The organism is Streptomyces sp. M2CJ-2, assembly GCF_016757295.1.
Taxonomy (GTDB): domain Bacteria; phylum Actinomycetota; class Actinomycetes; order Streptomycetales; family Streptomycetaceae; genus Streptomyces.
The window spans coordinates 51855-74804 of sequence record NZ_JAESIF010000026.1 but is presented as its reverse complement, the minus strand read 5'-3'; the positions used below and the strand labels follow the sequence as shown (position 1 = coordinate 74804).

At 70.9% G+C, this 22950-nt stretch carries 23 protein-coding genes, 1 other RNA gene and 1 pseudogene; 14 read left to right on the top strand and 11 right to left on the bottom strand.

Features of this window, described 5'->3' with window-relative positions; all coding sequences use genetic code 11:
- Positions 1 to 3: 3 nt before the first annotated feature.
- Complete coding sequence (locus JL475_RS20565) at positions 4 to 1323, bottom strand: serine/threonine-protein kinase (RefSeq protein WP_202279258.1); 1320 nt, start codon at positions 1321 to 1323, stop codon at positions 4 to 6.
- Between the two features lie 269 nt (positions 1324 to 1592).
- A complete protein-coding gene (locus tag JL475_RS20560; protein ID WP_307825113.1) occupies positions 1593 to 1967 on the bottom strand; it encodes a zinc-binding dehydrogenase in 375 nt (124 codons plus the stop codon).
- Between the two features lie 70 nt (positions 1968 to 2037).
- On the opposite strand from JL475_RS20560, the gene JL475_RS20555 reads away from it, so the two are divergent.
- Positions 2038 to 2703 carry an NADPH-dependent F420 reductase gene (locus JL475_RS20555; RefSeq protein ID WP_307825112.1) on the top strand — a complete coding sequence of 222 codons (666 nt, stop codon included), beginning with the start codon at positions 2038 to 2040 and terminating at the stop codon, positions 2701 to 2703.
- Positions 2704 to 2759: 56 nt separating this feature from the next.
- Here the strand turns inward: JL475_RS20555 and JL475_RS20550 are convergent, their stop codons facing one another.
- Positions 2760 to 3527 (bottom strand): SDR family oxidoreductase, encoded by a 768-nt coding sequence (locus JL475_RS20550; protein ID WP_202279256.1) that lies wholly within the window; start codon positions 3525 to 3527, stop codon positions 2760 to 2762.
- A gap of 70 nt (positions 3528 to 3597) precedes the next feature.
- Positions 3598 to 4053 (bottom strand): lipocalin-like domain-containing protein, encoded by a 456-nt coding sequence (locus tag JL475_RS20545; protein ID WP_202279255.1) that lies wholly within the window; start codon positions 4051 to 4053, stop codon positions 3598 to 3600.
- Between the two features lie 404 nt (positions 4054 to 4457).
- On the opposite strand from JL475_RS20545, the gene JL475_RS20540 reads away from it, so the two are divergent.
- From JL475_RS20540 to pqqE, 9 genes are all read left to right on the top strand, one after another.
- Positions 4458 to 5852, top strand: a complete 1395-nt coding sequence (locus tag JL475_RS20540) for a DNA-binding protein (protein ID WP_202279254.1) — start codon at positions 4458 to 4460, stop codon at positions 5850 to 5852.
- Positions 5853 to 5986: 134 nt separating this feature from the next.
- Positions 5987 to 8140 carry a catalase/peroxidase HPI gene (gene katG / locus JL475_RS20535; protein ID WP_202279285.1) on the top strand — a complete coding sequence of 718 codons (2154 nt, stop codon included), beginning with the start codon at positions 5987 to 5989 and terminating at the stop codon, positions 8138 to 8140.
- A 467-nt stretch (positions 8141 to 8607) separates the two neighbouring features.
- Complete coding sequence (locus JL475_RS20530) at positions 8608 to 9069, top strand: MSMEG_3727 family PQQ-associated protein (RefSeq protein ID WP_202279253.1); 462 nt, start codon at positions 8608 to 8610, stop codon at positions 9067 to 9069.
- A gap of 13 nt (positions 9070 to 9082) precedes the next feature.
- Positions 9083 to 10783, top strand: coding sequence for a PQQ-dependent dehydrogenase, methanol/ethanol family (locus JL475_RS20525; RefSeq protein WP_202279252.1), 1701 nt, complete (start codon positions 9083 to 9085; stop codon positions 10781 to 10783).
- Positions 10784 to 10830: 47 nt separating this feature from the next.
- Entirely contained in the window at positions 10831 to 10929 is a 99-nt protein-coding gene (gene pqqA, locus JL475_RS20520) for a pyrroloquinoline quinone precursor peptide PqqA (protein ID WP_109382866.1), read from the top strand.
- Positions 10930 to 11034: 105 nt separating this feature from the next.
- Complete coding sequence (pqqB, locus tag JL475_RS20515; RefSeq protein WP_202279251.1) at positions 11035 to 11922, top strand: pyrroloquinoline quinone biosynthesis protein PqqB; 888 nt, start codon at positions 11035 to 11037, stop codon at positions 11920 to 11922.
- Positions 11923 to 11926: 4 nt separating this feature from the next.
- On the top strand, positions 11927 to 12625 hold the full coding sequence (gene pqqC / locus JL475_RS20510; protein ID WP_202279250.1) for a pyrroloquinoline-quinone synthase PqqC: 699 nt from the start codon (positions 11927 to 11929) through the stop codon (positions 12623 to 12625).
- Between the two features lie 5 nt (positions 12626 to 12630).
- Positions 12631 to 12960, top strand: a complete 330-nt coding sequence (pqqD, locus tag JL475_RS20505; RefSeq protein ID WP_202279249.1) for a pyrroloquinoline quinone biosynthesis peptide chaperone PqqD — start codon at positions 12631 to 12633, stop codon at positions 12958 to 12960.
- Positions 12953 to 14071, top strand: a complete 1119-nt coding sequence (gene pqqE / locus JL475_RS20500; protein ID WP_202279248.1) for a pyrroloquinoline quinone biosynthesis protein PqqE — start codon at positions 12953 to 12955, stop codon at positions 14069 to 14071. The genes pqqD and pqqE overlap by 8 nt, the downstream gene beginning before the upstream one ends.
- Here pqqE and JL475_RS20495 read toward each other — a convergent pair.
- From JL475_RS20495 to JL475_RS20485, 3 genes are all read right to left on the bottom strand, one after another.
- Positions 14031 to 14570 carry a manganese efflux pump gene (locus JL475_RS20495; protein ID WP_202279247.1) on the bottom strand — a complete coding sequence of 180 codons (540 nt, stop codon included), beginning with the start codon at positions 14568 to 14570 and terminating at the stop codon, positions 14031 to 14033. The two genes, pqqE and JL475_RS20495, sit on opposite strands and share 41 nt — an antisense overlap.
- A gap of 702 nt (positions 14571 to 15272) precedes the next feature.
- Positions 15273 to 15842 (bottom strand): hypothetical protein, encoded by a 570-nt coding sequence (locus tag JL475_RS20490; protein ID WP_202279246.1) that lies wholly within the window; start codon positions 15840 to 15842, stop codon positions 15273 to 15275.
- A 112-nt stretch (positions 15843 to 15954) separates the two neighbouring features.
- Complete coding sequence (locus JL475_RS20485; RefSeq protein WP_202279245.1) at positions 15955 to 16251, bottom strand: antibiotic biosynthesis monooxygenase; 297 nt, start codon at positions 16249 to 16251, stop codon at positions 15955 to 15957.
- Positions 16252 to 16466: 215 nt separating this feature from the next.
- Here JL475_RS20485 and JL475_RS20480 point away from each other — a divergent pair, with 215 nt between their 5' ends.
- Both JL475_RS20480 and JL475_RS20475 read left to right on the top strand, forming a co-directional pair.
- Positions 16467 to 17615, top strand: a complete 1149-nt coding sequence (locus JL475_RS20480; RefSeq protein WP_202279244.1) for a site-2 protease family protein — start codon at positions 16467 to 16469, stop codon at positions 17613 to 17615.
- Positions 17616 to 17718: 103 nt separating this feature from the next.
- Positions 17719 to 18585: a hypothetical protein gene (locus JL475_RS20475; protein ID WP_307825111.1), complete on the top strand. Its 867-nt coding sequence runs from the start codon at positions 17719 to 17721 to the stop codon at positions 18583 to 18585.
- 119 nt (positions 18586 to 18704) lie between these two features.
- Here JL475_RS20475 and rnpB read toward each other — a convergent pair.
- The 4 genes and pseudogenes from rnpB to JL475_RS20450 form a co-directional block, all read right to left on the bottom strand.
- Positions 18705 to 19108, bottom strand: an RNA gene (rnpB, locus tag JL475_RS20470) — RNase P RNA component class A.
- 115 nt (positions 19109 to 19223) lie between these two features.
- Positions 19224 to 19940: pseudogene (locus tag JL475_RS41715) on the bottom strand (DMT family transporter); the annotation flags it as partial.
- A gap of 82 nt (positions 19941 to 20022) precedes the next feature.
- On the bottom strand, positions 20023 to 20856 hold the full coding sequence (locus tag JL475_RS20455) for an AraC family transcriptional regulator (RefSeq protein ID WP_202279242.1): 834 nt from the start codon (positions 20854 to 20856) through the stop codon (positions 20023 to 20025).
- 23 nt (positions 20857 to 20879) lie between these two features.
- On the bottom strand, positions 20880 to 21446 hold the full coding sequence (locus JL475_RS20450) for a Uma2 family endonuclease (protein WP_202279241.1): 567 nt from the start codon (positions 21444 to 21446) through the stop codon (positions 20880 to 20882).
- 134 nt (positions 21447 to 21580) lie between these two features.
- On the opposite strand from JL475_RS20450, the gene JL475_RS20445 reads away from it, so the two are divergent.
- On the top strand, positions 21581 to 22339 hold the full coding sequence (locus JL475_RS20445; protein WP_202279240.1) for a MerR family transcriptional regulator: 759 nt from the start codon (positions 21581 to 21583) through the stop codon (positions 22337 to 22339).
- Positions 22340 to 22386: 47 nt separating this feature from the next.
- Positions 22387 to 22935, top strand: coding sequence for a hypothetical protein (locus tag JL475_RS20440; protein ID WP_202279283.1), 549 nt, complete (start codon positions 22387 to 22389; stop codon positions 22933 to 22935).
- Positions 22936 to 22950 lie beyond the last annotated feature (15 nt).

Here is a 22950-nt window from a genome sequence, read left to right as displayed (position 1 = left end):
GTCTCACCCCGGGTGGGCCGCGACCTTCTGTGCGGTGTCCGCCGGCCCCGCCCCGGGCCGCGGGGGCGGGAGGGGGTGGCCGACGGCGGCGGGTTCATCGTCCGGCCGGCGCTCGGAGGCGGGCAGCGGGATCGTCGGTGCCGTGGGTGTCCGCCCCCGGCCGTCGTCAAGGAGCGTGGGTGTGTAGCCGCCGGGGCCGTCCGCCCCCTCGACCACCCACTCGATGTCCTCCGTGTTCACGAGGCCGTAGAAGCCCGGGTCGTTCTCCGCCCAGGGAGCGTCCGGTGCCTCGCCCTCGTCGACCGCCTTCTGCGCCAGCTCCCGTACGGCGGGGTCGGCACTGCCGACGAGCGCCTCGGGCGGCAGTTTCGGCGTCAGGTCGGCGGCGGCGACCCGCTCCCGGAGCTGTTCCGCCGCCTGTTCGGGGGTCAGGCCGGCCTCGGTGAGCAGGGTGGACAGGCTCTCCCGCACACCGTCGAGATCCGGACGCCGGAGCGGTTCGGCGACGATCACCCGACCCAGCAGCGGCAGGAAGGCCGGATCGACGCCTTCCCACGTCGGGGGCACCATCAACGGCATGTAGGGATACGGCGCCCGGCCCGTCAGCGCGAAGAAGAGGGTGGCGCCGAGGGCGTACACGTCGGCGGGCGCCTCGACGTGCTTGGTGTCGCGCAGTTGCTCGACGGGCATGTAGGGGCGCGTGCCCAGGCGGTCGCCGGTCCGGGTGAGCGCCTGGCTGGACTGACGCTCGGCGAGCACCGCCAGGCCGAAGTCCAGCACCACAGGCCCGTTCGGACCGAGCACGACGTTGCTCGGCTTGAGGTCGCGGTGCAGCAGCTTCGTCCCGTGAATGGCGGCCAACGCGTCCACGAGGGCCAGACCGAGCGCCGCGCACGGGCCGACGGGGAGGGCGCCGGACCCCTTCACCAGGGTGTGCAGCGACGGTCCGGCGATGTAGTCCATGGCGAACCACGGCTCACCGGCTTCCGGGTCCGCCGCGCGCAGCGCCGGAACCCGGTCGCCGGCCACCGCGCGGATGGCGTCGATCTCCCGCGCGAACCGCTCGCGGGCCTGCGGCTGGCCCAGCAGGGACGGCTGGATCATCTTGACCACGACGAGCCGCGACGGGTCGGCTGCCTCGTCACGGCCACGATCATGATCGGGCTCGACCAGCCGGTAGGCCGCGACCATCTCGTCGGAGAGGCCCTCCAGCGGGATTTCGCGTGCCAGATAGGCGACGCCCATGCCGCCCGCGCCGAGCCGGGCGAGCAGTTCGAACGGTCCCACCACACGCGGGTCCGCATTGGTGTCCAGCGGCTTCATCGGCGCTCTCGTATCCCCACACTCTCGTCACGGTCCTCCCCCGGCCACACCGGCGCACCACAGTCTACGGACTGTGACCGGCTGAACACGGACGGCTCGGCCGGGCGGCCGGAAGCTCGAAGCGGCCGCATTCCAGAAGCCGTTGAGGGGCGCACGAGCTCAACAGCTCGTGCGCCCCTCGCGTTCGGACTGCGGGACCCGCGGGACCCGATCCCCGACCCCCGGCCTCGACGGCCCTCGGCCGGAACGTCGGAAGACTTCAGAAAACCTCAGAAGACGACGACCGGCTTGACCGCCGCCCCGCCGACCGAGTCCGCGAACGCCTGGTCGATCTCCTTGAGTTCGTAGGTCTGCACGAGCTCGTCGAAGGGGAAGCGGCCCTGCTGCCACAGCTCGACGAGGCGGGGGATGAAGACCTGCGGAACAGCGCTGCCCTCGATGACGGTCTTGAACGTCCAGCCCTTCATGAGGGACTCGCCGATCTCGAAGGGAACCGTCGTACCGGCCGCCGCGGCTCCGACGAGCACGATGACGCCCCGGATCGCCGGGGCGTCCAGCGCCCGGGTCAGCAGGGCCGGTACGGCGGTGGTGTCCACGGCGTGGTCCACGCCCTTGCCGCCGGTGATCCTCTTCAGCTCGGACACGGCGTCGGCACTGCCGGAAGAACCTCGATCGGTGGCAGCGGCCGTCCGGGGGTGCGAGGGTGGAAGGCATGTGACGTCCATCGAGGAGCAACGCATGATCGTCACCATCGTCGGCGCCGGGAACATGGCCCGCGGCATCGGTACCCGGGCATTGGCGGGCGGGCACTCCGTCCGTCTGCACGACCGTGGGAAGGCCAAGGCGGAGGAGCTGGCCACCGCCTTGAGCCAGGCCACTCCTGGAGCGGACGTCACGGCGGTCGACGCCGACGCCGCGGCTGACTCCGACATCGTGGTGCTCGCCCTGCCCTATCCGGCCGGACGCGACGTCGCCGCCGCGTGGGCCGGCCCCCTGGCAGGGAAGATCGTCGTCGACATCTCCAACCCGGTGGATTTCACCACCTTCGACTCACTCGTCGTATCCCCCGGCACCTCCGCCGCCGAGCAGATCGCCGCCGCCGTGCCGGAAAGCCGGGTCGTCAAGGCCTTCAACACCACCTTCGCCGGGACGCTCACCACGGGGGAGGTGGCAGGCCGGCCACTGGACGTCTTCATCGCCGGAGACGACGAGGCGGCGAAACAGACCGTCTCGGGCCTGGTCTCCTCCGCGGGGCTGCGCCCCCTGGACGTGGGACCGCTGCGCCGGGCACGCGAGTTGGAAGCCTTCCAGTTCCTGCACATGGCGTCCCAGGAACGGCTCGGCCTGAACTGGTCCAGCGCCATCGCGATCCTGCCGTGACAGCCGGCGCATCGGTTTCGACCCTCCCCGATGCGACGCGTGGTGGCTGTGGTGTGTCATTGCGCGGCTTTTGAGCCGCCGTCGACGGCGAGGTTCTGTCCTGTGATCGACTTGGCGCTGTCGGAGGCGAGGAAGAGCACCAGTGCGGCGATGTCGTCGGGGTCCGTGAAGTGCTTGAGGGACTGAATGCTCAGCGCGTCGGCGGTGACGTCCGCCAGGCTGCGCCCGTCGGCGTCGGCTCGGCCCTGCAGGACCCGCTGGATGCGTTCACCGGCCACGGCACCGGGGGCGACGGCGTTGACGCGGATCCCGTCGGCTCCGAGTTCGAGGGCGAGCGTCTCGGTCAGACCGAGCAGTCCTCGCTTGGTGGTCGCGTAGGAAGCGCGGTTCGGGTAGCCGTAGCGACCGCCGACCGAGGACATGATGATGACGACGCCGGCGGCGGACTTCTTCAGGTGAGGGATGGAAAGCCTGGTGACGTCGAAGGTGCCGGTGAGGTTGACGGCCAGTACCTTCTCCCACTGGTCGGGGTCCGTCTCCTCCACTGACGCGGTGGGACCGGAGATCCCCGCGTTGTTGACCAGGACGTCGATGCCCCCGAGGGTGCGCACCGCGGCCTCGACGAAGGTCTCGACGGCGTGCCGGTCCGAGATGTCGCAGACCGTCCCGGTGATACGGGGATCGGCCTGGGTGATGCGTTCCAGCGCCGACTCGTCGATGTCGCAGATGTGCACGCGGTCGCCGTTGGCCGCGAAGGCCTTGGCCATCGCGAGCCCGATTCCGCTCGCTGCCGCTGTCACGACGACGTTTCGAGGCGTGTCCATGCGGGCCCTCCTCCTGGTCGACCCGCCGCACCGTCCGATGCCGGGGCGGGCTGTGTCCCGGCCGGTGCGGTCAGTTGGGTTCGGCTCTGCGCCAGGTGAGAGCCGAGTTGACGGTCTTGCCGCTCGATGAGATGGGTGACGCGGTGCTCAGATGCAACGTCTGTCCCTCAAGCCTCACCACCCGTGGCTGGGACTGACCGGTCCAGTTGGGGAACAGGGACACGAACATGGTGTGGGTGAGGGTCTGGTTCTCCTCGTCGACGTGGAAGGGACCCGAGTAGGCGATGTAGGTGGTCGCTTCCGCCGTGTAGTCGTCGGTCGTGCCGTCGAACCAGTCCCCGGAGGCGAACACGGGGCGGTCGGATGTGGACAGCTGCGCGGACATGTATCCGTCGGGGGTGTACATGATGATGCCGTGCGGCGCGTGGCCCAGCGGTTCGAACGGCTCGGACCCGTCCACCGGGGTTTCCCGGTACGACACGAGTTTCCACGCGCCGATCAGCCGTTGGCGCAGGCCTTCGGGCACGATGACCTCCGTTCATCCACGCACCCACCGCCCTGTCTCCTCCGAGACGCCCCGCCGATGTCGGGAGGGGTGGGTCATCCCCTGAATGGGAAAATCCCACGTCCGGTTCGCGGGCGCTCGCCCGGTGCGGCGTTCGGGTTCGGACCGTGCCCGAACCCGACGCGCCGGCCGGATCGCCCGCGTACACCCGGCCCGGAGCGGGACGTGCGCAGCCCGACAACGGTACCTAGGGTGGGGAGTGCGGGAGTGCGGGTATGTGACACAGCCCGGAACGAGTGACGAAGCAGGAAGACGCGCGACGCAGTGCCCGGTCCCGTGCAGGCCCGGCCGCGACGAACGGCGACCGGCGCGGACCGCGCGCACGCCGTCGGGCGTTGGGGATGGACCAAGGGCGGTTCTGAACCATGAGGGATGTACATCGGCTCGAGCCCATCTCGGCGGACCTGGGCGGCAGCACCGTGCTCGCGGCGTGGGAACGGTTCGTGCGGGGCGAGGATCAGGTCCCGGGTGTCCGGCCCCTGGTGGCGCTCTCCTGGCATCGCTGCCGAGAGCAGTACCGGGTCGATCCTCACCTCGCAGAGGCTCCGGTGGCCGTCACGACGCCCGACCATACGCCCGAGCACGATCTCGTCTTCGCCGAGCTGGGTTTTCGTGCCGCCTCCGTGGCACATGAAGTGGGCAACCTCGGTGGCGTCGTCACCGTCGCCGATGCCACTGGCCGGATCCTGGCCGAGTGGGGTGACCAAGCCACGCTCGCCAGAGCCGGCGACTCCCATCTGGCGCCCTGGTTCTGCTGGTCCGAGTGCGCGGTCGGCACGAACGGCATGGGCACGGCGCTCGAGGCGCACGGCCCGGTACCGATCAGGGGCGCGGAGCACTGGTGCCAGGCGTTCCACCACTGGGCCTGCGCGGGCATCGCGGTGCGTGACGTGGTGACCAGGGAACCGATCGCGGTCCTGAACATCGGCTGCTGGCGCAGCCGGCTTCCCGCGTCCGCGGAAAGCTGGCTGGCGAACGCGGTCGCCATGACCCGGTACCCGCTGAAGAGGCGCGCCCGGGACAGCGGCGCCGAATTGGTCGCGGCCTACACCCGGGCCAGGACACGCTCCGGTGCGGCGCTCGCCGCGGTGGACACCGCGGGCCAGGTGGTGATAGCCGACGACATGGCAAGCATGCTCCTGGGCGTCCCGGCATCGACCCCGGCGGTCGACCCCACGCTGAGATGGAACGCCGGGCTGCCGGAATTGATCGCAGCCGCCCGGTACGCCACCAGGCAGGCAGCCCACGATCCTGACTGGGTCGGCTCGACGCAGATCTTCGCCCACCTCGCCGACGAGCCGACACCGATCAGCATCCGACCCGTCTTCTCCTCCGGACACCTGATCGGGAACCTGGTCTCGTTCGGTGCCTCCGACGGGGCACGGTTCCCCCAGGCGGAGGAGTCCGCACACCCTCGGATGCAGCCGCGCCGACTGGTCGCGACGCGCGACAACCGGATGGTGCTGCTGCGGCTGCCGGAAGTCTCCTTCGCCGAAGCGCAGGGTAACGACGTGTGGCTCTCCACCGATCAGGGGCGATTGCGGGCCGCTTCTCCGAGCCTGCACAAGCTCGACAGTGAACTGGCGGATGTCGGCTTCCTGCGGGTGCACCGCCGGTACGTGGTCAACCTCAGCCGCATCCGGGAGATCGAGCGCGGACCCAAGGGCGAGCTGTCTCTGGTCATGGACGACCGGACGAACGAGATGGTGCCGGTTTCCCGGCGAAACGCGCCGGCCGTGCGTCGCGCGCTGGACCTCTGAGTTTCCCGGCACAACCTCTGCCCCGGAAGGAAGATCCCGTGTCTGACAGCCCGGACGCCGTCGGCGGCGAGATGAACGTGGGGAGCGCGGGCGGCCTCGGCCTCTCTGCCTCGGCCGGGCACCCCGGTCACCCGATCGGGGGCGCGAGCAACCGCGACTGGTGGCCGAACCGGCTCGACCTGAGGATCCTCCGGAAACACCCCGCCATGGCCGACCCCATGGGCGAGGACTTCGACTACGCGGCGGAGTTCCGGACGCTCGACCTCGACGCCCTGGCGCGGGACGTCGACGAGGTGCTGACGACGTCGCAGGAGTGGTGGCCGGCCGACTTCGGCCACTACGGGCCGCTCGTGATCCGGATGGTGTGGCATTCCGCCGGGACGTACCGCATCGACGACGGCCGCGGTGGCGCGGGCGCCGGCATGCAGCGTTTCGCGCCGCTGAACAGCTGGCCGGACAATCGCAACCTCGAGAAGGCGCGCCGGCTGCTCTGGCCGGTGAAGAAGAAGTACGGCCGCAAGGTTTCCTGGGCCGACCTGATGGTCTTCGCGGGCAACCGCGCCCTGGAGACGATGGGCTTCACGACCTTCGGCTTCGCCGGCGGCCGGGCGGACGTCTGGGAGCCCGACGAGGACGTCTACTGGGGTCCCGAGCACGCCTGGCTCGGCGACGAACGCCACGGCGGCGTCCGGAATCTGGAGAACCCTCTGGCCGCCGCCCAGATGGGCCTCATCTACGTCAACCCGGAGGGACCGAAAACCGTCCCGGACCCGCTCACCGCGGCCCGGGACATCCGCGAGACGTTCCGGCGCATGGGGATGAACGACGAGGAGACCGTCGCGCTGATCGCGGGCGGCCACACGTTCGGCAAGACCCACGGCGCGGCCGACCCGGACGCCCACCTCGGCCCCGAACCCGAGGGCGCTCCCCTCGAGGAGCAGGGCCTGGGCTGGAAGAACAGCTACGGCACCGGAAAGGGCGCGGACACCATCTCCAGCGGGCTCGAGGGTACGTGGACACCCACCCCGACGACATGGGACAACAGCTTCCTCGAGACCCTGTTCGGCTACGAGTGGGACCTGGAACTGAGCCCCGCCGGCCTGTGGCAGTGGATCCCGAGGGACGGCGGCGGGGCCGGCACCGTGCCGGACGCCCACGACCCGTCGACGACACACGCCCCGACGATCCTGACGACGGACCTCGCGCTGCGGTCGGACCCGGTCTACGAGCCGATCGCGCGGCGCTTCCTGGAGAACCCGGACCGGCTCGCGGATGCGTTCGCCCGGGTCTGGTTCAAGCTGACGCACCTCGACATGGGCCCGATCCAGCGCTACCTCGGACCGCTGGTCCCCCGGGAGACGCTGCGCTGGCAGGACCCGGTCCCCGCCGTGGACCACGAGCTCGTCGGGGCGGCGGACATCGCCGCGCTCAAGAGCCGGATCCTCGCCTCCGGGCTGTCGGTCTCCCAGCTCGTCTCGACCGCGTGGGCGTCGGCCTCGACGTTCCGCGTCAGCGACAAGCGGGGCGGGGCGAACGGCGCGCGCATCCGCCTCGAGCCGCAGCGGGGCTGGGAGGTCAACGCCCCCGACACGCTGGCACAGGTGCTGCGCACCCTGGAGGAGGTCCAGGAGTCCTTCAACAGCTCCCAGACCTCCCAGGCCGGGGACAAGAGGATCTCGCTGGCCGACCTCATCGTGCTCGGCGGAGCCGCCGCCGTCGAGCAGGCCGCCAAGACCGCCGGCCACGACGTCCAGGTCCCCTTCACTCCGGGACGCACGGACGCCACGCAGGAGTGGACCGATGCGGAGTCCTTCGCCCCGCTCGAGCCGACCGCGGACGGGTTCCGCAACTACCGCGGCAAGGGCGACCGGCTGCCGTCGGAGCACCTGCTGGTCGACCGCGCGAACCTGCTGGACCTGAGCGCGCCCGAGATGACCGTCCTCGTGGGTGGCCTGCGGGTGCTGGGCGCCAACTACCGGCAGTCGCCGCTGGGCGTCTTCACCTCGGCGCCCGGATCGCTCACCAACGACTTCTTCGTGAACCTGCTCGACACGGGCACGGAGTGGAAGCCGACCTCCGCGGCCGCGGAAACCTTCGAGGGACGCGACCGCGCCACCGGCGAGGTCAAGTGGACCGGTAGCCGCGTCGACCTCGTCTTCGGCTCGAACTCCGAGCTGCGTGCCGTCGCGGAGGTCTACGCGAGCGACGACGCACGGGAGAAGTTCGTGCGGGACTTCGTCGCCGCATGGCACAAGGTCATGAACCTCGATCGGTACGACCTCGCTTGATCCTCCACCAGGGCCCGGATACCGGGAGAGGCTCGTGACCGGTCGGCCGGTGTCGATCGGCGCCGCTCGATCGGGGCTGCCACCGGCCCCGGCGCGACGCGGTGCGGCCCGGCTCCTCCCAACGGGGGCATATCGGGGGCGAACGGTAGCTGGTGGTGGACGAACGGCATGAGCCGACCCGAGCCGACGCTCGCCCTTGTCGGTGTGATCCATCCGGCGTAGCGTGTTCCTTGACCGCCAATTCATCCCCCCTTTTCGGTGTGATTCATCTGGCGTAGCGCGCTCCGTGACTCCCCATTGCAGCCGGGCGTCGAGCGACGCAGAAAATAAAATTTCCAGGTCGGTCAGGACAACATTTTCGCCGAGCGGAGGTGTGCGACCAGCCGCGACGTGCGGCCGTCAGTGCGGCCGATGTCAAGTGGACACAGAAATTCGGGATGATTCGGGATGAGGAGAGTGAAGTCCCGATGACGACTGCGCAGGAGCGATCCGATCTGCTGGACAGGATCGGGTTGAACATACAGAACAAAGCAACGCTGGGCCAAGTGCTGGGAATCGGGAGCATCGGGCAGGCCACCGAGAAGCCGGACGGCCGCATGCAGGCCACCATTCGCATCCACCCGGATGAGCTGACCTGGGATCCCTCCATTCTGGTCATGCCCCATGGAGGCGATATCGAGCTCGAGCTCATCAATGACGACCTGAACACGCACTGCGCGCTCCTGCCGAGCAACGGCGACCGGAAGTTCATCTGGTTGGTGAACCATTCGCGAGGACGGGCCACCCTCAACCTCGACGGGCCGGGCTACTACTGGTTCAGCTCGCCCACGGGCAATGACGAGGGCCGGGGACTGACCGGGGCCATCGTCGTCCTGGGGGACGCTCCGCCGGAAGCCCGCCTCGACCGCCCCGACCAGCCTCGGCCGTAGAGAGGAGGAGGCAATGACTGTCGCATACGTGGACGCGGGTGAGGCCGTCGACCAGGGGACCCTGAACTACAAGATCCCAGGGGGAGAGGTCGCGCCGCCGGTAGTGGCCGACGTCGACTACGAGCGCATACTCAACGCCCGCGAGGAGCCCCAGAACTGGCTCACCTACTACGGCGCCTACAACGGGCAGCGGTACAGCCCGCTGGACCAGATCAACACGGAGAACGTCAAGCGCATCGGCCCCGCATGGGTCTTCCAGGCCGGCACGACCGGCCTGATCGCGGGCGCGTCGACCTACTCGTTCGAGGCCGCCCCGATCGTCGTCGACGGGGTCATGTTCCTCTCCGGCTGGGACGGCTGGGTCTGGGCCCTCAACGCGAAGACGGGTGCGGAGATCTGGCGGTACAAGCACGCGGTCCCCTTCGACGTGTCCCTGTGCTGCGGGAACGTGAACCGTGGGGTCGCCGTGGCTCAGGGGAAGGTCTTCTTCGTCACGGCGAATGCTCGTCTGCTCGCGCTCGACGCCACCAACGGCAAGCGGGTCTGGGACAAGACCTACGGAGACGTCCGGGCCGGGGAGAGCGCCACGCTCGCCCCGCTGGTCGTGAAGAACATGGTCATCGTCGGGAGTTCCGGCGGCGAGTTCGGCGTACGCGGCCACCTCGACGCGTTCGCCCTCGACACCGGCGAGCACCAGTGGCGCTGCTACACGGTGCCGAAGCCCGGGGAGCCCGGCTCGGAGACCTGGCCCGCCGACGGCGAGGCCTGGGCGCGGGGCGGGGCGAACTGCTGGACCACCGGCACCTTCGACCCGGAGACGAACCTGCTGTACGTCGGCACCGGCAACCCGGCGCCCGACTTCGACGGAGCTGTCCGCGAGGGCGACAACCTCTTCACCGACAGCGTCATCGCCGTCGACGTGGACAGCGGTCAGATCCGCTGGCACTACCAGTGCACCCCGCACGACGTGTGGGACTACGACAGCATCGCCGAGTGCATCCTGTTCGAGCAGGACGGGCGCAAACTGCTCGGGCACTTCGACAAGAACGGCTACTTCTTCGTCCTTGACCGCACGAACGGCGAGAGGGTCCAGATCACCCCCTTCGTGGACCGCATCACCTGGGGGGCGATCACGAGGGACGGCCAGGTGACGGCCAAGGTGTACCCGGACGAGGAGGGAGTACCGGTCCACTTCTACCCGGGTCCGGCCGGCGCCAAGGAATGGACCCACGCGGCCTACAGCCCGAAGACCGGGCTCTTCTACGTCCCGGTCCAGGACACCGGTGCCACGGCCACCCGGCGGCGCCGGGAGTTCAAGGAGAGCATTCCGTACTGGGGCGCGGGCGTTCAGGTGGACATCGAGGACATGGCGGGGTCCGTCAGCGCGTTCGACGCGAGCGGCGAGGAGAAGTGGCGCCGGCGCAACGAGCTCCCGATGTGCGCCTCGGTGCTGGCCACCGGCGGCGACCTGGTGTTCGCCGGTAAACCCTCCGGGGAGTTCGTCGCGCTCGACGCCCGCACCGGGGAGACGCTGTGGCAGTTCCAGTGCGGAAGCGGCCACCACAGCAGCCCGACCACCTACATGGTCGACGGCAGGCAGTACATCGCCGTGCCGGTCGGTTGGGGCGGATGGGCCGAGGGGTTCCTCCCCGGCATGCTCGGCGCGGGGCACGGAAGCGCCCTGTTCGCCTTCGCCCTCCCGGAACCGTCGTAGCGCGTGAGCGGAACCTGCCGCAATGCGGACAGTGAGGAGGTGAATCCATGGAGTCCCAGCTCGCTGTGTGGGAGACCCCCGAGTTCGACGAGATCGGAGTCGCGGCCGAGGTGACCATGTACGTCGCTCGGTTGGAGGACGAGTGACATGGGGCGGCGCCGGACCTGGTCCGGCGCCGCCCGGGGGCTCGGGACGGCGACGGACGGCCGGGCCCACGACGGACCCGGATCTTCGACGAACGGAGTGTCGGCGTGTTGCTACGGGTGCTGGGCTCGGCGGCGGGGGGTGGCTCCCCGCAGTGGAACTGCGGCTGCCCGGTGTGCGCCGCGGTCCGCTCCGGGGCCGGCCCCGCGCGCACCCAGTCGTCGGTCGTGGTCAGCGCCGACCGCCGCCGGTGGTTCCTCGTCAACGCCTCGCCCGACGTCCGCACCCAGATCGAGGCCTTCCCCGGCCTGCACCCGCACGACGACCGGACGACGCCGCTGGAGGCGGTGCTGCTCACCGACGCCGAGCTGGACCACACGCTGGGCCTGCTTCTGCTGCGTGAGGCCCGCGCCCTGCGGCTGTACGCCACGCCGGCGGTGCGCGAGACCCTGTGTGTCGGCTCGGGGCTTCTGCGCACGCTTGAGCGCTACTGTCCGGTCGAGTGGCGGACGGTGATCCCGGGCACCGACCTCGCCCTGACGGACGGGCTGTCCTGCCGGGTGTTCGACGTGCCCACCACCAAGCGCGACCGGTTCGGAGGCGCGGCGGACCACGGCCGCGTCGTGGGCTACCGGCTGACCGACGAGCGCGGCGGGGGGACGCTGGTGTACCTGCCCGGGGTGCAATCGCTGACGCCGGCGCTGCGCGTGGAGATCAAGGGCTGCGCATGCCTGCTGATCGACGGGACCTGCTGGCGCGACGACGAACTCGTACGGCTCGGCCTGGCGGGCAAGACGTCCCGGGAGATGGGCCACCTGCCCATCGACGGCCCGGACGGCAGCCTGGCGCAGCTCCCGTCGCTGGACGTGGGGCGGACGGTCTTCGTGCACATGAACAACACCAACCCGGTCCTCCTGGAGGACACGCCCGAGCGGCGTATTTTGGAGGAGAGCGGCATGGAAGTGGCCATGGACGGCCTCGAGATCCAGGTGTAGAGCCGTGACGACGACAACCACGGGAACCGGTGCCGACGCCTTCGTCGAGACGTTGCGGGCCCACTCGCGGCAGTACCACGACCAGCACCCGTTCCACGTCCGGATGAACGCCGGCCGACTGAGCCGCCGGCAGATCCAGGGCTGGGTGGCCAACCGCTTCTACTACCAGGAGAACATCCCCCGCAAGGACGCCGCGATCCTCTCCGGCTGCCCCGACCTGGAGGTCCGCCGCCGCTGGATCCGACGGATCGTCGAGCACGACGGCACCGCCGCCGGCGAGGGCGGCATCGAGGCGTGGCTGCGCCTCGGCGAGGCCGCCGGGCTGACCCGCGAGGAGATCCGGGACCACCGGCACCTGGTACCCGGGGTGCGGTTCGCCGTCGACGCCTACGTGAACTTCGCCCGGACCCGCCCGTGGGTGGAGGCGGTGGCGTCCTCGCTCACCGAGCTGTTCGCGCCCGACCTGATGGCGGCGCGGCTGGCCGCGTTCGAGCGGTGGTACCCGTGGATCGACCCCGAGGGACTCGCCTACTTCCGTACCCGCCTGGAGCAGGCCCCCCGCGACTGCGCGCACGCCCTCGAGGTGGTCACCGCGCACTGCCTCTCCGCCGAGTCCCAGGCGCGCGCCGTCGACGCGCTGTCGTTCAAGTGCGACGTCCTGTGGAGCCTGATGGACGCCATCGACCAGGCCTACCCGGAGTGACCGTCATGGACCCGACCCGTACCGGAACGACCTGGACCGGAACCGGCACCCGACCCGGCGTCGGGGTGTCCGGCTCGGACCGGCCCCGCTTGGCGCGCCATGTCCGACTGACCTTCTGCCGGACCAGGCGGCGTCAGACCCTGCAGCTCCCCGAGACGGTGGTGGTTCTGAACGGCACCGGCGCGGACATCCTCGAGCTGTGCGACGGGCGGCACACCGTGGCCGAGATCGTGGCCGAGCTGGGCGCGCGCTACCGGACCGTCCCCGACGACGAGGTGCGGCAGTTCCTGACCCGGCTCGTCGCCCGGCGCTACGTGGAGATCTCCGATGGATAGCCCGTTCGGATTGCTCGCCGAGCTCACCTACCGCTGCCCACTGGCCTGCCCGTACTGCTCCAACCCGCTGAACATGGCCGGCTACCAGGACGAGCTGGCCACCGACGAGTGGCGGCGGGTGTTGGCCGAGGCCGGTGACCTGGGGGTTCTGCAGTGCCACCTGTCCGGCGGGGAACCGCTGCTGCGGCGCGACCTGGTGGAGATCGTGGCGGACGCCCACGACCTGGGCCTCTACACCAATCTCATCACCAGCGCCCTCGGGTTCTCGCGTCCGAGGGCCGAGCAGCTGCGGGCCGCCGGCCTGGACCACGTGCAGATCAGCATCCAGTCCGACGAGCCGGCCGTGTCCGACCGGATCGCCGGGACCCCGTCCTTCCGACGCAAGATCGAGGCGATGGGCGTGGTCAAGGAGCTGGGCTGGCCGCTCACCGTGAACGTGGTGCTGCACCGGCTCAACATCGACCGCGTCGCCGACGTGCTCGAGCTGGCCGAGGAGGTCGGCGCCGACCGGGTGGAGCTGGCCAACACCCAGTACTACGGCTGGGCCTGGCGGAACCGTGACGCGCTGCTGCCGAGCCGGGCCCAGCTCGAGGCGGCCGAGGTCGCCGTGCGGGCCGCCCGCGAGCGGTTGCGGGACCGCATGGACATCATCTACGTCATTCCCGACTACTACAGCCGCTACCCGAAGCCCTGCATGGGCGGCTGGGCCTCCCGGCAGCTGACCGTGACGCCGAACGGCGACGTCCTGCCCTGCCCCGCCGCCCACTCCCTGCCGTTGCCGCGGGCCAGCGTGCGGGAGGACTCGCTGGAGCGGATCTGGGCCGAGTCCCCGGTGATGAACGCGTTCCGGGGGACGGACTGGATGCCGGAGCCCTGCCGGAGCTGCCCCCGGCGGGAGCTGGACTTCGGCGGGTGCCGCTGTCAGGCGTTCCTGCTCACGGGCGACGCCGCCCGCACCGACCCGGTCTGCCACCTGTCGCCCGACCACGACCTGGTCACCCGGGCGGTCGAGGCCGCCAACGCCGACTCGCGGGCCGACGATCTTCCGCTGATCCCCCGCATACACCGGGCTAACCGCCGAACACCAACGGCAGCACCACAGCGGCGATGATCAAGGTGACCCCGCTCAGCAGGTCCGAGCGGATCCGGATGAGGCGCGCCGCGGCCCGCCCGAGCCGCAGCCCGACCAGCGACATCACCGCCGTCATGGCGCCGAAGACGGCGGCCGACAACCACGGCGAGAGCCCGAGGAGCCCCAGGCTCGCCCCGGCGAACAGGTTGTCCAGGCTCAGCGTCAACGGGATGCCGAACAGCGCCCACGGTTGGTCCAGCTCCTCCGGCTCAGGGTTCCGAAGGGCCGAGATGACGAGGTAGAGACCGTACCCGCCGAGCGCGGCCGCGCCCACCAGTTCGGCGACGCCCCCGACGACCTCCCCGATCCGGCGACCGACCAACAGCCCGATCAGGGGCATGACCGCGTCCCACAGCCCGAAGGTCAGCGCGACCTGCACCGCGCGCTTCAGACCGAACGGGACGGTGCCGAGCGCGATCGATACCCGGAAATTGTCGAGACTGAGTACGAAACCCAGGACCAGTATTTCCCCGATCATGGCGACGTCACTGCCCGAGAACGCCCGACGTCGACAGGAACGACTCTGCCTCGGCTAGCATTCGCCATGCTGGAAACGATATCTCAGACGGTCCGCGGAATAAACCCGGTAAGCCAATTTCCGGCAGTTTCTCGAAACTGCTCGCCCGACGACGGTTTGCAGGCTTGCCGGGGCACCTGACGAGCGCATTCTCGATGGCCCGTCCGCTGCAGCGCGCGGGGCTCGCCACCTCACGACGGGTCTGCTCCCGGAAACACTCCCGCATCGACGGAAATCCGCCGGAGCCAGGAGCCACCTCCGGACGAGGGCCTGCGATTAATCAGCTGAGGCACTGGCGCCGGGAAACGTCCATCCGGCGTACGAATCAACGGACGGTCGGTAAGCGGATTGAACCTGTACCGCGACGGAAGAGGATGAAACCGTTCCAGGGCATCCTGCGCCTTGAGCTCTTCGACACTTACCGATTATGCCGTCCGCACCACCTCTTCGATTGTCGGCCCGCGGGCGTTGCCTCCTGGAGCCTCACTCGACGAGGGGATGGGCCACTGTGCGCGATTTCCCGGCGTTCGCCTGCTGGTTCGGGCTGCCGGACGATGGGTTTCTCCTGCCCTGGAGGTCTGTCCCAGCCCAATGGTCCGGCGGGCTGGAATCGAATGACAAGACTCAGCGAGAAGGGAACTGCGACCATGAGACCGAGGACCATCACGAACGTCTTCGTCGTCGGCGGGACTCCCTGGCCAGCGCCCTCCAGGAATTCTCCGTCTCCTCGGCGGCCGGAAGGGGCTGCCGACAAGGGGTGGAGGCGTCGTTGTCCGGCGTGCAACGCCGCAGCCGTTCCGCCATGGCCTCTGCGTCGTCCCGCACCGAGACGGCCAGGAGGCTGAAGGGAGCCGTGGGCCGCAGTTCGACGCACACCACGGGCCTGCCGGGCCGTACTGCCACGAAGTCCTGCCCACCGGGGTGGCCCCGCGTGCCGACGCACAGCGCGCCGGGAATCCAGACGCCGTGCAGGACCACTCCGCGCAGGGCCCGCCACCAGCTGGGCTCCACCGTCACCCGGCGTACGGCCGCCAGCGGCACGCGCACCCCTCCGCGGCGCGCGGCGGCCTTTTCCCACCACGGCAGGCGCACCACGAGGTCGTCGCCCTGCACCAGGATCCGTGCCGTGTTCGCCCCCTCCCTTCCATGCTCGTTCCGGGCCGGGGTGGCGGCACGAGGGACGAGACCGGCCGTGGCCGCCGTCGTCTCCCGCGGGCGGCCCGCCTGATCCACTGCCGCGTCATGACGCCTGCCGCAGAGCACAGGGGTATCGGTCCGCACGGAACTACGCGCCGGGGTCACGAAGGCCGACCGCGCCATGTCGCCAGGACGGCTCGGCACAGTGCTACCGCTGGGGGATGCCGAGTTCGCGGCCGCGGTAGAAGCCCTCCCGTTCCTCGGCGACGTACGGGGCCATGGCCGCCCGCCGTTGCGCCTCCGCCTCGGAGGACCGCCACGCGTCGCAGGTTTCCCGGGAGTCCCAGAACGACACCCCGGTGATCTCCTGTCCGTCCTCGGACCAGTAGGCGTAGGCGCGGAGGAGGCCCTGCGGGGCGGGCGCCGGCCGCCACGCCTTCTCGAAGTCCTCCAGGGCGTCCGGCCGAATGCGCCGCGTCGTCACCCAGACGAAGTGCTCTTCCATCGCAGCCTCCTCCGCAACACCGGTCGGCTCGCCGGACTCTCTCCGACCACCGTAGGCCCGCGGCACGCTCTCTGCCTGCCTGGGACGCCGGCGCCGCCGGTCCCGGCTCGCAGGCCTGGTCGCACGGACCGTTTCCCGTTACGGGCGCCGACGGCAGACCATGGAGAGGGAGAAGGCAGTGCAGTCGGGGGCGGGAGTCGTCGGCGGTGAGGGCGATGAAGGGTTCGATCCGGCTCGGGAGTGTCCGGGGCCTGGCGCTGCGGGCGCACTGGAGCGTGCCGTTGCTCATGCTGCTCCTCGCGTACGGCCTGGCGGCCCGGACACTGCCCGGGTACGTGCCGGGCCTGGCGCCGGTGGTGTACGCGGTCGCCGGAGTGGTCGGAGCCGTGCTGCTGCTGGCGAGTCTGGTGGTGCACGAGGCCGCGCACGCGCTGACGGCTCGCAGGGCGGGGATCCCCGTGCAGGACATGACCCTGTGGGCGCTGGGCGGGGTCACTCGGATGGATCAGCCGACGACACCGCGGACGGCCTTCCTGGTCGCCGTCAGCGGGCCGCTCGCCAGCCTGCTGCTCGGCGCCGTCGGCATCGGCGCGGCTGCCGCGGTCGCGGCGACGCTGGGCTGGCGGATCCCGGTCGCCGTACTGGGCTGGCTCGGTGGCACGAACCTGTTGCTGGGCGTCTTCAACCTGCTGCCCGCCGCGCCCCTGGACGGAGGCCGGCTGACGCAGGCCCTGCTGTGGTGGCGTACGGGGGATCGCGAGCGGGCTCAGCGGGCGGCAGGACGCGGTGGCCAGGTCGTCGGCATGGCGCTTGCCGTCCTGGGCTGGCTGGCGTTCGCGCGGGGACTGCCGGCGGGATTGTGGCTGATCGTCGTCGGCCTGTTCGTGGCGGGCGCCGCGGCGGCCGAACGCCGGTGGGCCGAGCTGGTCACAGCCCTGCGGGGCGTACGGGTCGGGCAGGCGATGACCACTCCGGTGGTCACCGGCCCCGACTGGCTGACCGTGGACCGCTTCCTTTCCGAGGTGACCGCGCGGGCGGGGCACTCGGTGCTGCCGCTGCTCGACTTCGAGGGCCGCCCCAGCGGCGTCGTACCACTGCGCCGACTGGCCGGCCTGCCGTCCGAGAAGCGGGCGTCGCTGCGGGTGCGCGACCTCGCGACCCCGCTGTCCCGATGCACGCTCGCCGCACCGGACGAGCTGCTGACCTCCGTCCTGGAGCACCTCGGCACCGCCGGGCTCCTCCTGCCGATCCTCGTGCTGGACGGCGGCCGGCTGAGCGGAATCATCACCGCGCACGACATCGACCGGTTCCGCCGGCACGCTCGGCTTCCGTCGGCGCCCCCGCCGCCCTCCGGGCCGCCGTGAGGACGTTCGGCTCCCGTGTCCGGGGCGATCGGGTGCTCTCGCGAGCCCCGTGTGCGGCAGACGTCCCGGGCGGTCGGGAGCGGCACATGATGGAAGTGCAGACGTGTTCCGTGAGGAGGAGTACGGCATGGCCGGATCAGGTTCTGGCGGCACCGGGGGCGCGGGGGACGGCAAGGCGAGGTTCGACGACATCTACGACCGGCCGGATCCGCGCGCGTACTTCGGGCGGCTGGCCCCGCTGGAGTACGAGATCCCGCACCACGCCCAGCCGGTCTTCCGCCAGGTCGCCGCCGAACGGGCCGCGCTCGACGACGGCCGGCCGCACAGGCCGGCGGTGCTGGACGTGTGCTGCTCGTACGGGATCAACGCCGCGCTGCTCAACCACGACGTGACGCTGGCGGAGATGTACGAGCGCTACACCTCCCCCGCCTGCCGGACGCTGTCGACGGCGGAACTGGCGGCACGGGACAAGGAGTTCTACGCCGAGCGGCGCCGACCGGACGCGGTGCCGGTCTTCGGCCTGGACGTCTCGGCACCCGCCGTGCACTACGCGCTCGAGGCGGGGCTCCTGGACGCCGCCTTCACCGACGACCTCGAACAGGGCCCGCCCGGTCCCGGGCTGAACCGCGCGCTCGCCGAGGTCGGCCTCATCACGTTGACCGGCGGCGGCAGCTACGTCACCGCCCGGACGTTCACGGCGCTGCTGGACGGTACCCGGAGACCGGTGTGGATCAGCGCGTTCGTGCTGCGGACGGTGTCGTACCGACCGATCGTCCGCGCCTTGGCCGCACACGGTCTGAGCACCACCGTCGACGTCTCCCGCACCTATCCGCAGCGCCTCTTCACCGACGAGCAGGAACGGCGGTACGCGATCGCGGCGGTACGGGCGCTGGGCGGCGACCCCGCGGGACGCGAGGAAGCCGGCCGTTTCCACACCCTGCACTACGAGTCCCGACCCGACACACCCTGACGGCCGAGCGGGAAGCACCACGCGAGCCGTTGACGCCGCCCACGGGGTGAGGCGGCCGAAGAACGGGACCGGAGCCGCCCCGGAACAGGGTGCTCTCGCAGGTCAGCGACCTGGGGCGGCAGACGAGTCGGGCTGTACGCCGGGTTCTGTTCCGGCGGGTCCTCACGGGCCCGCCGGTGACGGCCATCCATCTAGGACCGGCGTTGCCACCGGCCTCGTGCGGTCTACCCGCGGACTCGGGCGGGCAGCCCTCGAACGTCCGCGCAGAACGCTTGTGACGGCGCTCCTCTTGACCTTGCTCCGGGTGGGGTTTACCTAGCCGCCTGAGTCACCTCAGGCGCTGGTGGTCTCTTACACCACCGTTTCACCCTTACCGAGGACCGAGGTCCCCGGCGGTCTGTTTTCTGTGGCACTGTCCCGCGGGTCACCCCGGGTGGCCGTTAGCCACCACCCTGCCCTGTGGAGCCCGGACGTTCCTCGGGAAGCCCCGCAAGGGACTCCACGCGGCCGCCCGCCCGGCTCGTCTGCCGTGTCGACCATGGTACCGGGCGTGAGCGGGGCCCCGGTGCCGCGGCCGTCGCCAGGACCGAGCCGGTGAGGATCAGGGCGAAGGCCGCCAGGACCGTCGCGGTCAGGGACTCGCCCAGGAGGAGCACCCCGGCCGTGACCGCGACCGCCGGGTTGACGTACGTGATGACGGTCGCCCGGGTCGGTCCCGCCTCCTTGATCAGCTCCAGGAAGGCGACGAAGGCGACCGCCGTGCAGACGGCGCCCAGGCCCGCGAGGGCGGCCAGGGCCCCGGCGGAGGGCAGCTCGGCAGGCCGTGTGAGCACGGCGGCCGGGGCGTAGACGAGTGCCGCCAGGGTCAGGCAGACCGCGGTGAGCTGGAGGGACGGGACCTGCCTCAGATGGCGGGCGGCGATCAGCGGGGCGATGGCGTAGCCCAGTACCGTCACCAGCACCTCGGCGAGCGAACGGGCGTCGCCGCCGGTCAGGTGCGGGACGGTGAGGACGCCGACGCCCACCAGACCGAGCCCCAGGCCGGTGAGGCGGCGTCCGCCCAGGCGCTCCGTGTCGCCGAAGAACCTGGCGAGCGCCACACCCACGATGGGGACGCCCGCGATCAGCAGGCCGGCGGTGGAGCTGGAGAGGTGGCGTTCCGCGGAGGTCAGGGTGTACCAGGGGCCGATGATCTCGATGACCGCGAAGGCCAGCAGGGGGCGCCAGTGGGCGCGGACGGTCCCGGTGAGGCCTCCCTGCCGCAGGGCGAAGGGCAGCAGGAGCAGGGCGCCGAGGGCGCAGCGGGTGAAGACGACCCCGGACGGGGACACCTCCTCCACCGCCACCTTGATCATCAGGTAGGGGATGCCCCAGACCACTCCCATCAGGGAGAACAGGAACCAGCCGCGTGCAGTCATGCGGCGAGTCTCGGCCGGGTCAGCGCCCCGGGTCTTGAACGCTGTTGCGGTACGCCGCCGGGGTCACCCCGAGGACGCGGCGGAACCACCGGGTCAGGTGTGCCTGGTCCGCGAAGCCCACGAGTCCGGCCACTTCGGCGGGGCGCAGCCCGGCCTCCAGCAGGCCGCGGGCCCTGGTGACCCGGTACTGGGCGAGCCAGGCGTAGGGCGGTATCCCCACCGTCGTACGGAAGGCGCGCAGCAGTTGGTACCGGGACAGGCCGAGGTCGGTGGCGAGGGCCGCGAGGGAGGGCGGGGCGAGCAGTTCGTCGGCGAGACGGTCGCGGACGGCCAGGGCGATGCGCCCGGCACCGGGAAGCGTTCCGGTGTCCGCGCGGGCGGTGGAGTGGCGGTGCGCGAGGGCGGTGAGCAGCCAGGGCAGCCTCGACTCCGCCTCCAGGGGGTCGGGGCAGGCGCTGACCTCGGTGTGCGCGCGGCGCAGGGCGGAGGCCAGTTCGGGGTCGTGGAGGACCGGCTCGCGGAAGTGCGGGAGGCCGGTGCCGTGGGTTCCGTCGGTGAGCAGGGCGGGCACGGCGTACAGGGCGCGGTAGGCGTAGCCCTCGGGGGCGGCGGGGCCGCCGGTGTGCATCTCGCCGGGTTCGAGGACGACGATGGATCCGGGTCCGGAGACGATGCGCCCGCCGCGGTACGCGATGGCCTCCAGGCCGCCGGTGGTCACGCCGACCGTGAACTCGTCGTGGGCGTGCGGGGCGTACTCGTGCCGGTCGAAGCGGGCGGTGAGCAGGTCGACGGAGGGCCCGCAGCTCCCGAGCCGCGCCCTGGTCCAGCGGGCCTGTTCCCGTACGTTCGCCACCCCGCACCTCCGACCACAGGGGATCAGAGGAAGTCGGCCGTGTCCAGGTCGAAGGCGAAGGGGTCGGGGAGGGGCAGTGGCTTGCCCAGGGGGCGGGTGGACTGCTTGCGGTAGGTGCCTCCTTCCGGGGTGCTGAACAGGGTGATCGCGGTGGCCTCGCGGTCGACGAGGAGGTAGAGGGGGATGCCGCCTCGGGCGTAGCAGCGTGGTTTCGTCTCGCGGTCGATCTCGGGTTTGGTCCAGGTCACTTCCACCACCAGGGCGACGCCTTCGCAGGGCATCCACGGGTCGGCTCCCCGGTAGAGGCGCCGTTCCGTGGGAGCGAGGGTGCCGTCGGGGATCACGTGGTCCTGCGGGCAGGCGGCGGCGCCCTTCAGCTTCAGTCCCTTGTTCCCGGAGAAGTCCATGGCGGTCCGGGAGCGGGTGTACATCTGGCTTGCGATCAGGCTGAGGCAGTGCGCGTGGGATCCGTCGGGCAGTGGGGTGAGGACGAGTTCGCCCTCGATGAGTTCCGCCCGGAATCCCTCCGGGGGGTCGAGAACGACGAACCAGTCCAGCAGGAGCTGCTCCGAGATCGGGTCGTAGGTCATCACGGTGCTGTGCCTCTCTTTCGGTCGCTTGCCAGGCTGGGTCCCGCAGTCGTCCCTCGTCGCGCCCACCAGGTCCCGTTCACCTGACCGTGTGCGCTTGACCCTGTCGCGACGTCAACGTTTCTACTGGGGGCATGCGGATCGGAGAACTCGCCACGGCTGTCGGTGTCACCACGCGGACCGTGCGGCACTACCACCATCTGGGGCTGCTCCCGGAGCCGGAGCGGCGGGCCAACGGGTACCGGGACTACACGCTGCGGCACGCCGTCGTGCTGGCGCGGATCAGGCGGCTGACCGAGCTGGGGCTCGGGCTGGCCGAGGTGCGGGACGTGCTCGCGGACGACGCCGGGAAGGACCTCGTCGAGGTGCTGACCGAGCTGGACGAGGACCTGGCCCGGCAGGAGGCGGCGGTCCGGGACCGCCGGGCTCGGCTGCGGGCCCTGCTGGAGACGGAGGGCGGGCTGACCGCCGAGGGGCCGGTCTCCCCGGAACTGGCCACGCTCTTCCGGGAGATGCCGGACGTGTCCGGCTCCCCCATGGCCGCCAAGGACCGGGAGGTGCTCGCGCTGATCGAGACGACGGCGGACCCGGAGGAACGGGCGCGGTTCATGGAACTGTTCAGCGGTGTGACGGGGGCTCCGGGCGGGATGGAGAGGGCACTCGACGCGTACGCGCTGCTCGACGCGCTCGTCGACGCCGCGCCGGACGATCCCCGGGTGGACGAGGCCGCCCACGCCCTCGCCGCGTGCCTGCCGGCCGGACTGCTGCCGGACGACGTCGCCGTCGACCAGGACGACAGCTTCCTGCGTGCCTTCTACGCCGACTTCGCCCCCGCACAGGCGGAGGCGATCCGCCGGATGATGCGGATCGTCGTGGAGGGCGGGCGGTCGTGAGGGCCGTCAGGGTCGGCCGGGTTCTCGTCCGGCACGAGTTGCGGCTGATGGTGAGCCTGGGGCTGTGGCTGGCGCGGCGGACGCACGGCGTCGGGGGCGGGACGGCCTTCGGGTACGCGCGGGGGCACGGCGCGGTGATGTTCGGGTTCGCGTTCGTGTGCGTGGTCGAGACGGTGGTGATGTCCGTGCTGCTGCTCGACTGGCCGACGGTCCACGCGGTGGTGCTGTTCTTGGATGTGTACACGGTCGTCATCGTCGTGGCGCTGCATGCCGCCAACGTCGTACGCCCTCATGTGCTGGACCCGGACTCCGGCACGCTGCGGATTCGCCGCGCCGTCCACGTCGACCTGCGGATACCGCTGGAGCGGATCGCCTCCGTCCGGCGTGAGCTGCGGATGAGCCACGAGCGGGCCGACGGTGAGCTGGACGTCGAGGTCGGCTCGCAGACCACGGTCACGCTGGAACTCACGGAGCCGGTCACCCACGTCACGTTCTTCGGACGGTCCCGGGAGGTGCGCGTCGTACGGTTCCACGCCGACGAGCCCGACGCCCTGGTCCGGGCGCTGGCGACGGGGCGATGGGCCGCTCAGGCGTAGAACCCGGCACCGTAC